This is a genomic window from Martinezella tropici, assembly GCF_008370325.1.
GTDB lineage: Bacteria > Pseudomonadota > Alphaproteobacteria > Rhizobiales > Rhizobiaceae > Rhizobium > Rhizobium tropici_B.
The window spans coordinates 25,639-38,972 of sequence record NZ_VNIP01000008.1 but is presented as its reverse complement, the minus strand read 5'-3'; the positions used below and the strand labels follow the sequence as shown (position 1 = coordinate 38,972).

Genomic DNA, 13,334 nt, shown 5'->3' with positions numbered 1-13,334 from the left:
AGCGCCGACAAGGACGACCTGACAGACAAGAGGAGATGAACCATGACAACGCATAAGACAGGAACACGCAAGGAATGGCTTTCGGCACGGCTTTCGCTGCTGGAGCAGGAAAAGGAACTGACGCGGCGCAGCGACGAGATTACCGCCCGCCGGCAGGAATTGCCCTGGGTGAAGGTGGAGAAGGACTACCGGCTCGAGACCGAGAAGGGCATTGTGCCTCTCTCGGCCCTCTTCAAGGGAGGCTCGCAGCTTCTCGTCTATCATTTCATGTTCGGGCCGGACTACACGGCCGGCTGCCCATCCTGTTCGTCGATCGCCGACGGTTTCAACGGCATCGCGGTCCATCTTGAAAACCATGATGTCGCCTTTTCCGCAATATCCCGGGCGCCGCTTACCAAGCTCTTGGAATTCAGACGGCGCATGGGCTGGACGTTTGATTGGGCCTCTTCCGCCAACAGCGATTTCAACCATGATTTCAATGTCTGGTTCACGCCGGAGGAACAGCGCGACGGCGGCATCGAATACAACTACCGCCGCGAGCCGCCGATGCCCGACGCTCAGGTGGGCAAGACGATGCAGGAATGGGAGCCGCGCGGCAGCGAAGGCCCGGTCGAGCTAATGGCGTCAATGACGGGGACGGATGTCGCGACCTACACGCGCGACCGGCCCGGCGTCAGCGCTTTCGCGATGCAGAATGGCGACATTTATCACACCTACTCGTCCTATGCTCGCGGGCTCGACGGTCTCTGGGGCATGTACCAGTGGCTCGACCGCGCGCCGCTTGGCCGCAACGAGACCGGCGTATGGTGGAGGCACCACGACCGATATGGAGCCAACTGATGTCCGTCTCGTCCGAAATCGGTGAAAGGGGCGACCGCACCGCCGCCCCTGCCCTGCCCGTCATCGCCGGCCGCTTGCTGGCTTTGGCCGCCGCGCCGAGCTTCGCCCTGATGACGGTGCTATCCGCTTATGGTTCAGCCGGCGACATGATCTGTTCCACACAGGACAGCTCGATGCTTGGCGGCATGGTGCCGATGTATGTGCTCATGACCTTCTTCCACTGCGGCCCCTGGCTGAGGCTGCTCGCGAGAGATGGAAATGGCGCCCGTATGTTGGGCTAGAGTCTCGGCCGAACTATGCGAGATTCTTGAGGTAGAGGGAAAGCAGCTGGGTCTGCGAGGAAATGCCGAGCTTGCGATAGACGTTACGCCGGTGGACCTTCACCGTCCCCGTCGAGATATTGAGCTTCAGGCCGATCGATTCCGACGAATGCCCCTGCAAAACGAGCTCGACGATCGCGGTTTCACGGCTTGTCAGATTGAGATCCCGCCAGACCGCTTCGGCTGGCGGGATGTTTTCGTTCTGACCCGACTTTCGCCTCGTCCTGCTACCGGCCGCCAGCTGCACATCGAAGCGCGAGGCTAGGCCGGACCAATAATGTCTCACCATGCTTGCGACGAGCGGCTCGACCTTCTTCAGCGTCGCAAATTCCGCAGGCGGAAAAACCCCGGTCTTCTCGCGTCGCATTAGCGACAGGACAACAGTGATGTCGTCGTCGGCATTGACGAAGAAGCCGATCTCCTCGGCCAAGCCGGTCTGCACATAATAGGTTCGGTAGTACTCACTGGAAAAGAAGCGATCCGGCGCCAGCTCCCGCATCCTGAGCACGCCTTCGCGGCGTTCGCGCGCCGTGTGATAGAAAGGATCCAGTAGATAGGGGCCTGCCTGATAAAGCGTGACGAAGACGATATGCTCCTCGTGATCGAAGGTACTGTAGAGGTCGATCGGCCGCTCCTTGCCGCGATAGGCGAAGACGACCACGTAGTCGAACCGCACCAGCGCCGCCATCATCTGACGGAACGTCTCTCCGAATTCGGCATCCGCCATCGTCGATCGCCCAATTGTGGCGCTGAAGGCGGTAAACAGCCCTTCAAGGTCGATGCTCATGTGACGGATCCCCTCTACCGCCCCGCGCTGACAAGCGCAGCCCTATATACACCTTCCACGAAGCATCTTGCACGGAAATACCTCTTTCGGGGTATATACCTCGCGGGAAGCCCGGGCTTACTCTTTCCTTAACGACGGTGGCAATAAGGCAGATCCAAGACTGCCGACCAACCGCAGGGAACAGACGTGGCATCCGCTTCAACGAACGATATCGAATTCCGTTCGGTCACGAAGAACTATGGCGCCGTGACCGCCGTAACGGACATCAATCTCAATGTGCCCAAGGGTGCATTCCTGGCACTTCTCGGCCCCTCCGGCTGCGGCAAGACGACGTGCCTGCGCATGATCGGCGGCTTCGAACAGCCGAGCGAAGGCACGGTGCTGATCGACGGGCGCGAGATGAACGGCGTTCCGGCCTACCGGCGTCCCGTCAACATGGTGTTCCAGCATTATGCGTTGTTTCCGCATTTCAACGTCGCGCAGAATGTCGCCTACGGGCTGAAGCAGATGCGACCTAAGATCGGCGCGGCTGAAATCGACCGGCGCGTCGCCGAAGCGCTCGAGATGGTGCGCCTCGGCGGCTTTGCCAAGCGCCGCATCCATGAAATGTCCGGCGGGCAGCAGCAGCGCGTCGCCCTGGCGCGCGCCATCGTCAATCGCCCTTCCGTCCTCCTGCTCGACGAGCCGCTTGCCGCGCTCGACAAAAAGCTGCGTTCGGCCATGCAGATCGAGCTTCAGACGCTGCAGCGCGAACTCGGCATCACCTTCGTTCTTGTCACCCATGACCAGGAAGAGGCCTTGTCGATGGCCGATATCGTCTGCGTGATGAGCGCCGGCCGCATCCGCCAGCTCGGCACGCCTCAGGAGGTCTATGACCGGCCCGCCGACCTCTTCGTCGCCGATTTCGTCGGCAAGACCAACCGCATCGAGGCGACAATGGAGGCCGATGGCGAAACGCTTCGCCTCGCGGATGGCTCGGCGCTTTCGGCCGGCAAGCGCCTCGCACCGGGAGCGGCAATTGCGGCCCTGCGCCCGGAAGCGATTCATCTCAGCCGCGACATGGCGGCATCCGGCATGTCCTTCAAGGGCACGGTGACGCATCGCATCTTCCTGGGCTCGTCAGCCGAATATGCGGTCACCGTTCCAGGTCTCGGTGATTTCCTCATCACCTCGGATCGCCGCAGCATGAACGAACGCGATCTCGTGGGTCCGGGCGAAGAGGTCTTCCTCGGCTTCGACCCCACAGCCTTACATGTCTTTCCAGCATCGAATGCATAAGCCAAAACAAGGGAACAGCATCATGAGCAAGGATTATAAGGACAATCTTCCGATTTCAGCCGAAGGCTTCATGGACGAATTCATGCGCCTGAAGCGCGGCTCGATCAGCCGTCGCCACTTCCTCGGCATCACCGGCCTCGGCCTTGCGACGGCCGTGCTGTCGCGCGTTCCGGGCGCACTGTCGACGCCCGCCTATGCCGCCGGCGAACTCGGCACGCAGATGTCGATCGCAACCTGGCCGAACTATCACGATCCCCAGACCTTCGAGAACTTCAAGGCGGCAACCGGCGTCGCCGTCGAAGTCAACGTCTTCGGCTCGAATGAGGAAATGCTCGCAAAGCTCCAGGCCGGCGCCTCCGGCTGGTCGCTCTTCGTGCCGACCAACTACACGATCTCGACCCATCACAAGCTCGGACTCATCGAGGAGCTCGACCTTACGAAGATCCCGAACTTCAGCCAGGCGACGGAAAGCCCACGCTTCACCAAGGAAGGGCAGATCGACGGAAAAACCTACGCCGTACCGAAAAACTGGGGCACGACCGGCTTTTCCGTCAACACGAAGAAGATCAAGACCAAGCTTTCAAGCTGGAAGGATTTCTTCGAGATCGCGCAGACGGACGCCGACGGCCGCGCCATGGTCCACGACTATCAGCTGACGACCATTGGCAGCGCGCTCGTTTCCCTCGGCTACGACTTCAATTCGATCAAGCCGGAAGAACTCGCCAAGGCCGAGGAATTGCTGATCAAGGTCAAGCCGCATCTCTTCGCCATCAATTCCGACTATCAGCCGTCGATGCGCTCGACCGACGCCTGGCTGACCATGTGCTGGACGAATGACGGCGCGCAGCTGAACCGCGACATGCCCGAACTTGCCTATGTGCTCGGCAAGGACGGCGGCGAGATCTGGACCGATTATTACGCCATTCCAAAGGATGCGCCGAACAAGGCGGCCGGCTATGCCCTGCTCAACTATCTGATGGATCCGAAAAACGCCGTGAAGGAGCACATCGCCAACGGCGCACCAACCACCGACAGCCGCGTCATCGAGCTCCTGCCGAAGGAAATCACCTCGAACAAGATCGTCTATCCGGATGAGGCCGCGCTGACGCCGCTCGAATTCGGTGCCGCCGTCACTCTCACCGATCCGAGCCGTGCCGAGCTGATGGCCCGCTTCAAGTCGGCCTGATCGCCCTCGCCCAACTCCGGTCTTTGCCGCCATGGCGGCAAGGGCCGGCTTCGTGCCTAGAACCGGCGGATAAAGAACCTTCCGATGCCCCTTAACCCTGCCACCAAACGGCGCCTCGTCACTGCTGCTCTTGTCGGTCCGGCAAGCATCTGGCTGTTCGTCTTCCTGGTGCTGCCCTTCATCGCCATCATCATCTTCGCCTTTGGCGAGCGTGCGCCGGAAGGCGGATACCAAGCAGCTTTCACCTTCGCGCAATTCGCCAATCTCGGCTCGCGTTCGGCCGCCTTCATCAACACGCTGATCCTTGCGCCGATCGGTGCGGCTGCCTGCCTGCTCGTTGCCTATCCGGTCGCCTATTATCTCGCCGTCAAAGCCAGCCCGCAACGCCGCCTGCTGCTCGTTTCGCTTGTTGTCGTTCCCTTCTGGACCAGCCTGCTCGTGCGCACATACGCCTGGATGTATCTGCTCGGCGCGCGGGGCATTCCACATCTGCTCGAGTTTCTGGGGATAGAGAATGTCCGGCTCATCAACACGCCGGGTGCCGTGCTGCTCGGCATCGTCTACGGCTATCTGCCGCTGATGATCATGCCGATCTACGTCAGCCTGGAAAAGCTCGACCGCCGACTGCTGGAGGCATCCGCCGATCTTGGCGCCAAGCCTATCTCGACCTTCTTCGGCATCACGCTGCCGCTATCCTTGCCCGGCGTCATGACCGGCGTCGCTCTGGTGACGATCCTCTTGCTCGGGGAATATCTGATCCCGCAGCTGCTCGGCGGCGGCAAAGTCTTCTTCATCGGCAATGCGCTCGTCGACCTCTTCCTGCAGTCGCGCAACTGGCCATTCGGATCGGCGATCGCCGTAACGCTCGTTGCAGTCGTCGTCGTCGTGCTGCTGGTTGCAATGCGCATCGCCTGGCGCGTCGCGGGCACTCGCCAGGTGGATCTCGTCTAATGCGCGCGCTCGTCACTTTCGTCTATCTGTTCCTGTATACGCCGATCGCGCTCGTCGTCTTGTTCTCCTTCAATGCTGGCCGCAATGCGAGCGAGTTCACCGGCTTTTCGACGCAGTGGTATGGGCGGGCGCTGTCCAACACTTTCCTGATGGAAGCGCTGCAGAACAGCCTCATCATCGCCTTTACCAGTGCAGCACTCGCGGCGATCTTCGGTACGATGGCGGCAATCGGACTGGAGCGGCTCGGCCCGCGCGCCCGCGCCGTCTTCGACGGGCTCTTTGCAGCGGCGATCGTCGTGCCGGGTGTCGTCATCGGCATTGCGACGCTGGTGGCGCTGGTCGAGGTCTTCGGCATCATCAACCCATTGATCGCGGCCATCTGGCCTGGCGATCAGCCGCCGAAATTCGCACTCGGCTACGGCTCGATCATCGCGGCACACGGCCTCTTCACCATGGCGCTGGTAACAATGATTGTAAAGGCGCGCATCGCGAGCCTCGGGCGCGATATCGTCGAAGCCTCCGGTGACCTCTACGCCACGCCGCTGACCACCTTCCGGCAGATCGTCTTGCCGCAGATCATGCCGTCGATCCTCGCCGGCTTCCTGCTCGCCTTCACCTTTTCCTTCGACGATTTCATCATCGCTTTCTTCGTTGCGGGATCGAATACGACGCTGCCGATCTATGTCTTCGCCTCGATCCGCCGCGGCGTCACGCCGGAGATCAACGCGATCGCGACCATGGTGCTGATCGCGTCACTCTGCCTCATTCTCATCGCGCGTTTCCTGATGCGTGAAAAGACAACGACAAACTGACCAGGGAAAACACATGATACTCAAGGATCGGGTCGCAATCGTCACCGGAGCCGGCTCCGGCATCGGCCGCGCCGGCGCGCTGATCATGGCGCGCGAAGGCGCGCATGTGATCGTCGCCGATATCGATTTGGCCAATGCCGATGAAACCGTGCGCCAGATCGAGGAGACAGGTGGGAATGCGGAGAGCCTCGTCGTCGACGTTATGGACGATCAGGCGCTCGAGGCGGGGATCGCGAAGATCGCCGCGCGGCACGAACGCATCGACATCCTGCACAATCACGCCGGCGCTCAGGTCGCGGGCAATCTGGAAGAGGTTGCGGTTTCCGGCTTCGATACGTCCTGGAACCTGAATGTCCGCGCACATTTCATGGCTTCGCGTTTTGTCATGCCGATCATGAAGAAGGCCGGCAAGGGGGTGATCCTCAACACCTCGTCGTCATCGGGCGTGCTCTATGACCGCGAGATGATTGCCTACACTACCTCCAAGCACGCCGTCATCGCCATGACCCGGCAGATGGCCGGCGACTATGCCCGCTTCGGTATCCGCGTCAACGCGCTCTGCCCCGGCTGGGTCGATACGCCGTTCAACGTGCCGTTCATCGCGCAGATGGGTGGCCGCAGCGCCATCGAAGACTATATCGCCGAAAAAGTACCGCTCGGACGCTGGGCCGACGTTTCGGAAATTGCCGAGCCGATCCTTTTTCTCGTTTCCGACCGCTCCTCCTACATGACGGGACAAATCCTCGTCGTCGATGGCGGCGAAACGGTTGTCTAGGCTGTGACGTGATCGAATGCGGAGGCTGCCATCAGCTTCGCTTGGCGGGGAGATGGTGCAGTAGCGATTGACACGCCTGCATGATGTGATCGGTCAAAAACGCGGCGGCTTTTTCCACGTCACCCGTTTTGCAGATCGCCAGCAATTCGCGATGCTCGCGATCCGCTGTTTCCTTGCCGTGCGACAGGGTGAGCTGTACCCGCAGGTAGCGTTCGAGCCGGTCGTTGACGGAGCGGATCGTGCTGACGAGATAGGGTCTCCGGGCGTCTTCATAGAGACAACTGTGAAACTGCCAATTCAGCTCCGACCAGCGTGCGACGTCTGCCTCCCTGGCAAAGGCGTCGCAATAACCTTGAGCCTTATCGAAAGTCTTCTCCGTCATGAAGGGCATGGAGAGTCTCAACGCATTCGATTCCAAAATGGCGCGGACCTCGAAAATCTGCGCAATCTCGGGTTCTGAAACACTGGTGACGATCGCCCCTCTGTTGCGGTGGAATTCCACTAGCCCTTCGGCCTCGAGCCGCTTCAGCGCCTCGCGAACGGGGATCTTGCTGACATTGAAGAGACGCGCAACATCGTCCTGGCGGATCGGTTCCCCCTCGTCAAGCGAGCCGTCGGCGATGGAATCCCGGATGAATTTCAGGATCACATCGGATGTGCTCGGCGCCTTCCCCAGATTGGGTATCTCTTCGATATTGAGAGGCATTCAGTCGTTATTCCCCGGAAACGTCTCAGGATGATTGAAGGCTTTAGTGCCGCAATATCTTCTCAATATCTCGATCTCCTTTAGAGGCGCAAGGCGGCGGTCTGTCTATCTGATGGATGGGGCGCGTGCGCCGCTAGGGAACCTTGACGGCCTTCCTGAATCGTATACGTTATACGAAAATATCTGAAAGAGGCTGGAGCAGAAATGCGTACATCGAAAGTCGTTCATGTCGTCAGCTGTCACGCTGAAGGGGAAGTCGGTGATGTGATCGTCGGTGGGATCGCCCCTCCTCCCGGAGCGACCGTCTGGGAACAGTCGCGCTGGATCGCTGAAGACGAAACCTTGAGGAATTTCGTTCTCAACGAACCGCGCGGCGGCGTTTTCCGCCACGTGAACCTGCTGGTTCCGCCGAAGGACCCGAAGGCCCAGATGGCCTGGATCATCATGGAGCCGGCCGATACACCACCCATGTCGGGCTCGAACTCGATCTGCGTTTCCACCGTTCTGCTCGATACCGGCATTATTCCGATGCAGGAGCCGATCACCCGCATGGTCCTGGAAGCGCCGGGCGGCCTGATCGAGGTGAAAGCCGAATGTCGCAACGGCAAGGCCGAGCGCATTCATGTCCGCAATGTCCCGTCCTTCGCCGACAAGCTCGATGCAAAGCTCGAAGTCAAGGGCATCGGCACGATCACCGTGGATACCGCCTATGGCGGCGACAGTTTCGTACTCGTGGACGCTGCCTCGATTAATGTGAGCCTTCAGCCAGATCAGGCGCGCGACATAGCCCGGCTCGGCGTGAAAATCACCGAAGCGGCCAATGAACAACTCGGCTTTAGCCATCCCGTCAACGACTGGAACCACATCTCCTTCTGCCAGATCACCGAGCCGGTGCAGATGAAGGATGGTATCTTACGGGGGAAGAACGCAGTCGCCATTCGTCCCGGCAAAATCGATCGCTCCCCGACCGGCACCGGCTGTTCCGCTCGCATGGCCGTTCTGCACGCAAAGGGTCAAATGAAGGTCGGCGACCGGTTTGTCGGGACCTCGCTCATCGATACCGAATTCCACTGCAGCATCGACGGCGCCGTCGAGCTCAACGGTAAATCCGCAATCAGCCCGATCATATCAGGCCGCGCCTGGATCGTCGGCACGCACCAGCTGATGGTCGATCCGGATGACCCCTTCCCCGCCGGTTACCGGCTGTCGGACACCTGGCCGATGGATCTTTGAACGGGGAAATACCAGTATAGAAGGCATTCACCAGAATGCCTTCTACGCAACGTCATGGCTGATGCTCATCAGAGCCAGTTCGGCAGGCCGGTAGCAACACGCCCCGCGACAGCAGCTTCCACGCAATCGGCGAGGCTGCCGAAGCGAACGGTGCGACCGCTGAGGCCCGGACCATAATGCGCGTATTTGCCTGAATTGGTCATTACGGCGCGCGTTCCGGGCGGAAAGACCGGCTCCGAAATCGAGCACCAGCAAAGATCGGGCAGAACCTGCACGCCGCTGTCGCGCAGCCTCGCGAGCGTCCCATCCGCCTCGGCAGCCGTAATGACCTCGCGTCCTGCAGTGACGATGACCATTACCTCAGGCAGTCGGTGCCGGCCCGCAAACGCGTCGGCAAGCGCACGACATTCGGCAAGCGAGGCGTGCGGGCTGCCGATGGCGACAAGCTCGACTGCTTCCGGCCCCTCGTTCAGTATCTTCCAGGCGGCAGCCATGTCGGCGCGCGTAATGGCGAGGCGATCGGCATTTGGATTAAGAGCATCGGCAGCCTCGGGCGTCACACCTTCGACATGCAGCATGGGTGCTGCCGAAGTCGTACCGAAGGCGGCGCAGAGTGCCTTCAGGTCGTCGCGCGACGGATGACCGGCGGCAAGGCCGCGCAGCAATGGAATGCGATCGGGAGACGCCTTTCCCGCGAGATAGCCGATGAGCGGCCAGAAGGCATCGTCGCGACCTTCGGGAAGTTCAACGTCGAGGATACGCGTCGCCTTGCGATTTTCATCCAGATATACGCCCGAAAGCGGGGCGCGGCCCGTCAATGCGATGCAGAGGTCGAGGAAATCGGGATGCTTGGCCGTGCGCGCGGCAAGTACGCTGTTGGCGAAAATGACCGCGTTGGATTCCGCCCAGCCGATGGCCTCGCCGGCGCCCGGCGCGCTATCGAGCAGATAGGGCGAGCAGGTGAAAGTTGGACGGCAGCCCATGCGCACATAGGCGTCGGCAAGTCGCGCGGCGGGATCGCCAAAATCCTCCGGCACGCCCTGCGAACGCCAGTTGGCACGATCGACCGAAATGGCGTTCATCGTGGTTGGCACGCGCACGCGCCCACCAAGCTCGGCCATTTTTTCCGCGAAAGTCAGGTTGGCCGGACTTGCATAGATACATCCATCGATATGCCCTTGCGTCACGTCGATGAGGGAGGTGGCACCTTGCTGTGCAGCCATGGCGGTCAGGATGCGCATAGCCTGGGCAACCGCAACACCCTCGCCGCCCTCCAGCATGGACCGATCGGCTTCCGTCAGAGAAAGCCCGGAGGTGGCGGGCGGCAGAAGGGGAATCGTCTCGCCGTCCGCCACGACGGCTGCAGTTTCGATCCGGATGGTCTTTGCATCCGACAAGCGCGCAAAGACATTCGGATGGAGCCGCACGACCGGTAGCTGCCGACCAAACATTTCGGCGGCGACAAGCGCGCCGAGCGTCAGCACATCCTCAGCCTCGCAAAAGATTAAAGCAGCGGGCGCGCGGCCTGTCAGCGCGAGATCGAGCAGCACGCCGGAGCCGGTACAGGAGCCGCGGCTCGACGGCATCATCAGGACCGCGCCAGTGAGACATTCGCCGTGCAAGGGATGATGGATATCGATGACCTTGCCGGTGGCCGGATCCACCCCGCCCCAGAAGCTAAGTGCTTCCTGCGTGACGACGACGCGGCCCTCTGCCGTGCCGCCCATGATGCTGCGAGCCGATGCCATGTCGTTCATTTCACCATAATCCATATGCAAGAGGGTCGTGATCGCCGATGCGAAGGCCGCGTCGGCGTGCCTGTTTGCGTCAGAAGCGTTGCGGGGAGAACGGATCAAGGTCGATGGCTGGTGTCCGCCCCGTCAGAAGGTCGGCGACGAGACGCGCTGTGCCGGCCGACTGGGTCAAGCCCAGATGGCCGTGGCCGAAGGCATAGATCACATCCGGTGTCGCCCTGGCACGGCCGATGGCAGGCAGGCTGTCGGGCAGTGATGGCCGGAAGCCCATCCATTGCACGCCACCCTCCGGCTTGAGACCGGTCAGGAAGGTGCGAGCCTTCTGCAGCATGGCATCGGACCGGCGAAAATTCGGCGGCAGCTCCAGCCCGCCCAGCTCCACCGCGCCACCGACACGAATGCCAGTCGAAAGCTTGCTGACAACGAAGCCATGGCCACCGAAAGTTATCTGCGTGCGCAGATCGAAGGCATCGGCCGGCAGCGTCGTATTGTAGCCGCGTTCGGTCTCGAGCGGAATGTGCTCGCCAAGCGTTTTGGCTATCCGGTGCGAGAAGGCGCCGGCGGCCAGAACGACCTTGCCGGCCTGGCGCAGCATCCCATCCGTCGCCACCGCTTCGATACCACTCGGGATCGTACGGAGCGCCGATATTTCCGCCGTCTCGATGACGCCGCCGCGACTGCGAAAGTGTGCGGCCAGCGCGAGCGTATAAAGCTTGGGATCGGCAATCGAATACCAGCCGGGCGTGAAGGTGCCGAGGGTGAAACGCGATGCCAGCCCCGGCTGGATCGCCGCCATCTCGTCGGCCTTCACATGCTGGAATTCGATGCCGTGGTTGCGGCGCACGTCCCAGCCCGACAGCGAAGCGCGGAATTCCGCCTCGCTTTCATAGACCTGGAGATTGCCCTCTTTGCGCAGCATGGAAAGCGTGTCCGTCGCGGCAAGGAAAGGTTCCAACTCGGCCTTGGAAAGATCCATCAGGCTGGTCTGCGCCGCCGTCGAATGGGCAACGCGCGAGGGCTGGCAGGCGCGCCAGAAACGGAACATCCACGGCGCGATCTTGAGCGCATAGGCAGGCGGCACCGACAGCGGCCCCAGCGGATCGAGGAGCCATTTCGGCGCCTTCTTCAAAATGCCCGGGGAGGCAAGCGGCAGGATATCCGTGAAGGCGAAGGCACCGGCATTGCCAGCCGAGGCCCCGGCGGCCGGCCCCTGACGATCAATGACGACAACGCTCAAGCCACGCGACTGGGCCGCAATCGCGGCGGAAAGGCCGACCACGCCGGCCCCGATGACGATGACGTCCGGTCTCGCCATCAACGCACGCTCGCGAGAAACTTCTGCGTCTCGGGATGCTGCGGCGCGCCGAAAATCTGCTCGGGCTTGCCGATCTCGGCCATGACGCCCTGATGGAAATAGGCGACGCGATCCGAGACATCGCGAGCAAACGCCATTTCATGCGTCACGCAGATCATGGTCATTCCCTCCTCCGCCAGCATCTTCAGCGTATCGAGCACCTCGCCGACCAGCATGGGATCGAGCGCCGACGTCACCTCGTCAAACAACATGTATTCCGGCGACATGGCAAGCGCCCTTGCAATCGCCATGCGCTGCTGCTGGCCGCCCGACAGGCGCGTCGGATAGATGGAGAGCTTTTCCGCAAGACCGACATGGGTGAGCTGCTTGACCGCCATCTCCTCGGCCTGCTGCCGGCTGAGGCCGAGCACCTTGCGGGGCGCCAGCATGACGTTTTCCAGCACGGTCAGGTGCGGGAACGCATTCCATTGCTGGAAGACGATGCCGACCCTGCGGCGCAGCTTGTTGAGGTCGGTCGATTTCGCATGCACTTCGGTGCCGTCGATGCGGATGTAGCCGGAATCGATAGGTTCCAGACCGTTGATGCAGGTCAGAAGCGTCGACTTGCCGGAGCCAGAGCCGCCGATGATGGTGACGACCTCGCCCTTGCTGACGGTAAGGTTGATCCCTTTCAGCACTTCGAGCGGGCCGAAGGACTTGCGGACATTTTCGATCTCAATCATTGGGGGACCACCGTTTTTCGAGATAACCGCCGAGGCGGGCGATCGGGAAGCTGATGATGAAGTAGATCACGCCGCAGATCATCAGGATCAGCAGCGGTTCGTGTAGGCGGGTCACGAGGACTTGCGAGGCGCGCAACAGCTCGATCAGCCCGAGCCACAGGACCAGCGCGGAATCCTTCATGACGCCGAGCGAAAGCCCGATCCAGGACGGAAGCGCGACGCGCGTGGCAAGCGGCGCCACGATATAGCACATGTCTTGCCGCCAGCTCATGCCGAGCGAGCGTGCGGCGCGGCGGGTATTGGGCGGGACGGCAGCAATACCGCCGCGCACGATTTCGGTGCAATAGGCGGCCGTGTAGAGCGACAGCACCACGCAGGACGTGGTGAACGGCGCCCAGCCGAGCTTCAGGATCGACTGCAGCGCATTTCCGAGGACCAGCTGGATGAGCAGCGGCACCGAACGAAACACGTCGAGTACGAAGGTGAGCGGCGCCGACCAGATGGAACCGGCCTGGACGCGGATCACTCCGAAGACGACTCCAAGGATCGTGCCCGCAAGAACGGATACGCCGGTGACCAGAAGCGTCATCCCGGCGCCCTTGGCCAGGAAGAGGAGGTCATTCCAGGTGAGTGCGGTATCGAACATCTCTCACCT

At 61.4% G+C, this 13,334-nt stretch carries 14 protein-coding genes; 8 read left to right on the top strand and 6 right to left on the bottom strand.

Features of this window, described 5'->3' with window-relative positions:
* The first annotated feature begins 42 nt into the window (after positions 1 to 42).
* Both FP026_RS13315 and FP026_RS13310 read left to right on the top strand, forming a co-directional pair.
* A complete protein-coding gene (locus tag FP026_RS13315; protein ID WP_149635108.1) occupies positions 43 to 840 on the top strand; it encodes a DUF899 domain-containing protein in 798 nt (265 codons plus the stop codon).
* Entirely contained in the window at positions 840 to 1,121 is a 282-nt protein-coding gene (locus FP026_RS13310) for a hypothetical protein (RefSeq protein WP_149635107.1), read from the top strand. The genes FP026_RS13315 and FP026_RS13310 overlap by 1 nt, the downstream gene beginning before the upstream one ends.
* 13 nt (positions 1,122 to 1,134) lie before the next feature.
* On the opposite strand, the gene FP026_RS13305 is transcribed toward FP026_RS13310, so the two are convergent.
* Positions 1,135 to 1,947 carry a helix-turn-helix transcriptional regulator gene (locus tag FP026_RS13305; RefSeq protein ID WP_149635106.1) on the bottom strand — a complete coding sequence of 271 codons (813 nt, stop codon included), beginning with the start codon at positions 1,945 to 1,947 and terminating at the stop codon, positions 1,135 to 1,137.
* Positions 1,948 to 2,133: 186 nt separating this feature from the next.
* Here FP026_RS13305 and FP026_RS13300 point away from each other — a divergent pair, with 186 nt between their 5' ends.
* The 5 genes from FP026_RS13300 to FP026_RS13280 all read left to right on the top strand — a co-directional run bounded on the left by FP026_RS13300 (position 2,134) and on the right by FP026_RS13280 (position 6,949).
* Positions 2,134 to 3,225, top strand: coding sequence for an ABC transporter ATP-binding protein (locus FP026_RS13300; RefSeq protein ID WP_149635105.1), 1,092 nt, complete (start codon positions 2,134 to 2,136; stop codon positions 3,223 to 3,225).
* Positions 3,226 to 3,247: 22 nt separating this feature from the next.
* Positions 3,248 to 4,411 carry an ABC transporter substrate-binding protein gene (locus FP026_RS13295; RefSeq protein WP_149635104.1) on the top strand — a complete coding sequence of 388 codons (1,164 nt, stop codon included), beginning with the start codon at positions 3,248 to 3,250 and terminating at the stop codon, positions 4,409 to 4,411.
* Positions 4,412 to 4,495: 84 nt separating this feature from the next.
* Entirely contained in the window at positions 4,496 to 5,362 is an 867-nt protein-coding gene (locus FP026_RS13290; RefSeq protein WP_149635103.1) for an ABC transporter permease, read from the top strand.
* Entirely contained in the window at positions 5,362 to 6,174 is an 813-nt protein-coding gene (locus FP026_RS13285; protein ID WP_149635102.1) for an ABC transporter permease, read from the top strand. The genes FP026_RS13290 and FP026_RS13285 overlap by 1 nt, the downstream gene beginning before the upstream one ends.
* Positions 6,175 to 6,187: 13 nt before the next feature.
* Positions 6,188 to 6,949: an SDR family NAD(P)-dependent oxidoreductase gene (locus FP026_RS13280; RefSeq protein ID WP_149635101.1), complete on the top strand. Its 762-nt coding sequence runs from the start codon at positions 6,188 to 6,190 to the stop codon at positions 6,947 to 6,949.
* 31 nt (positions 6,950 to 6,980) lie between these two features.
* Here FP026_RS13280 and FP026_RS13275 read toward each other — a convergent pair whose 3' ends face one another.
* On the bottom strand, positions 6,981 to 7,655 hold the full coding sequence (locus FP026_RS13275) for a GntR family transcriptional regulator (RefSeq protein ID WP_149635100.1): 675 nt from the start codon (positions 7,653 to 7,655) through the stop codon (positions 6,981 to 6,983).
* Positions 7,656 to 7,859: 204 nt separating this feature from the next.
* Between FP026_RS13275 and FP026_RS13270 the strand changes: the two genes are divergently transcribed.
* Positions 7,860 to 8,888 (top strand): trans-3-hydroxy-L-proline dehydratase, encoded by a 1,029-nt coding sequence (locus tag FP026_RS13270; RefSeq protein WP_149635099.1) that lies wholly within the window; start codon positions 7,860 to 7,862, stop codon positions 8,886 to 8,888.
* 68 nt (positions 8,889 to 8,956) lie between these two features.
* Here FP026_RS13270 and FP026_RS13265 read toward each other — a convergent pair whose 3' ends face one another.
* The 4 genes from FP026_RS13265 to FP026_RS13250 form a co-directional block, all read right to left on the bottom strand.
* Entirely contained in the window at positions 8,957 to 10,645 is a 1,689-nt protein-coding gene (locus tag FP026_RS13265) for a cis-3-hydroxy-L-proline dehydratase (protein WP_149635098.1), read from the bottom strand.
* A gap of 70 nt (positions 10,646 to 10,715) precedes the next feature.
* Positions 10,716 to 11,957, bottom strand: coding sequence for an NAD(P)/FAD-dependent oxidoreductase (locus FP026_RS13260; protein ID WP_149635097.1), 1,242 nt, complete (start codon positions 11,955 to 11,957; stop codon positions 10,716 to 10,718).
* Positions 11,957 to 12,679, bottom strand: coding sequence for an amino acid ABC transporter ATP-binding protein (locus FP026_RS13255; RefSeq protein WP_149635096.1), 723 nt, complete (start codon positions 12,677 to 12,679; stop codon positions 11,957 to 11,959). Before FP026_RS13255 ends, FP026_RS13260 begins: the two co-directional genes overlap by 1 nt.
* Positions 12,672 to 13,325, bottom strand: a complete 654-nt coding sequence (locus FP026_RS13250; RefSeq protein ID WP_149635095.1) for an amino acid ABC transporter permease — start codon at positions 13,323 to 13,325, stop codon at positions 12,672 to 12,674. The genes FP026_RS13255 and FP026_RS13250 overlap by 8 nt, the downstream gene beginning before the upstream one ends.
* Positions 13,326 to 13,334: the final 9 nt, after the last annotated feature.

What these genes read in the sequence shown, in the direction of transcription:
- FP026_RS13315 (WP_149635108.1), top strand. Translation starts at nt 43, where the DNA reads ATGACAACGCATAAGACAGGAACACGCAAGGAATGGCTTTCGGCACGG.
- FP026_RS13310 (WP_149635107.1), top strand. Translation starts at nt 840, where the DNA reads ATGTCCGTCTCGTCCGAAATCGGTGAAAGGGGCGACCGCACCGCCGCC.
- FP026_RS13305 (WP_149635106.1), bottom strand. Translation starts at nt 1,947, where the DNA reads ATGAGCATCGACCTTGAAGGGCTGTTTACCGCCTTCAGCGCCACAATT.
- FP026_RS13295 (WP_149635104.1), top strand. Translation starts at nt 3,248, where the DNA reads ATGAGCAAGGATTATAAGGACAATCTTCCGATTTCAGCCGAAGGCTTC.
- FP026_RS13290 (WP_149635103.1), top strand. Translation starts at nt 4,496, where the DNA reads ATGCCCCTTAACCCTGCCACCAAACGGCGCCTCGTCACTGCTGCTCTT.
- FP026_RS13285 (WP_149635102.1), top strand. Translation starts at nt 5,362, where the DNA reads ATGCGCGCGCTCGTCACTTTCGTCTATCTGTTCCTGTATACGCCGATC.
- FP026_RS13280 (WP_149635101.1), top strand. Translation starts at nt 6,188, where the DNA reads ATGATACTCAAGGATCGGGTCGCAATCGTCACCGGAGCCGGCTCCGGC.
- FP026_RS13275 (WP_149635100.1), bottom strand. Translation starts at nt 7,655, where the DNA reads ATGCCTCTCAATATCGAAGAGATACCCAATCTGGGGAAGGCGCCGAGC.
- FP026_RS13270 (WP_149635099.1), top strand. Translation starts at nt 7,860, where the DNA reads ATGCGTACATCGAAAGTCGTTCATGTCGTCAGCTGTCACGCTGAAGGG.
- FP026_RS13265 (WP_149635098.1), bottom strand. Translation starts at nt 10,645, where the DNA reads ATGAACGACATGGCATCGGCTCGCAGCATCATGGGCGGCACGGCAGAG.
- FP026_RS13260 (WP_149635097.1), bottom strand. Translation starts at nt 11,957, where the DNA reads ATGGCGAGACCGGACGTCATCGTCATCGGGGCCGGCGTGGTCGGCCTT.
- FP026_RS13255 (WP_149635096.1), bottom strand. Translation starts at nt 12,679, where the DNA reads ATGATTGAGATCGAAAATGTCCGCAAGTCCTTCGGCCCGCTCGAAGTG.
- FP026_RS13250 (WP_149635095.1), bottom strand. Translation starts at nt 13,325, where the DNA reads ATGTTCGATACCGCACTCACCTGGAATGACCTCCTCTTCCTGGCCAAG.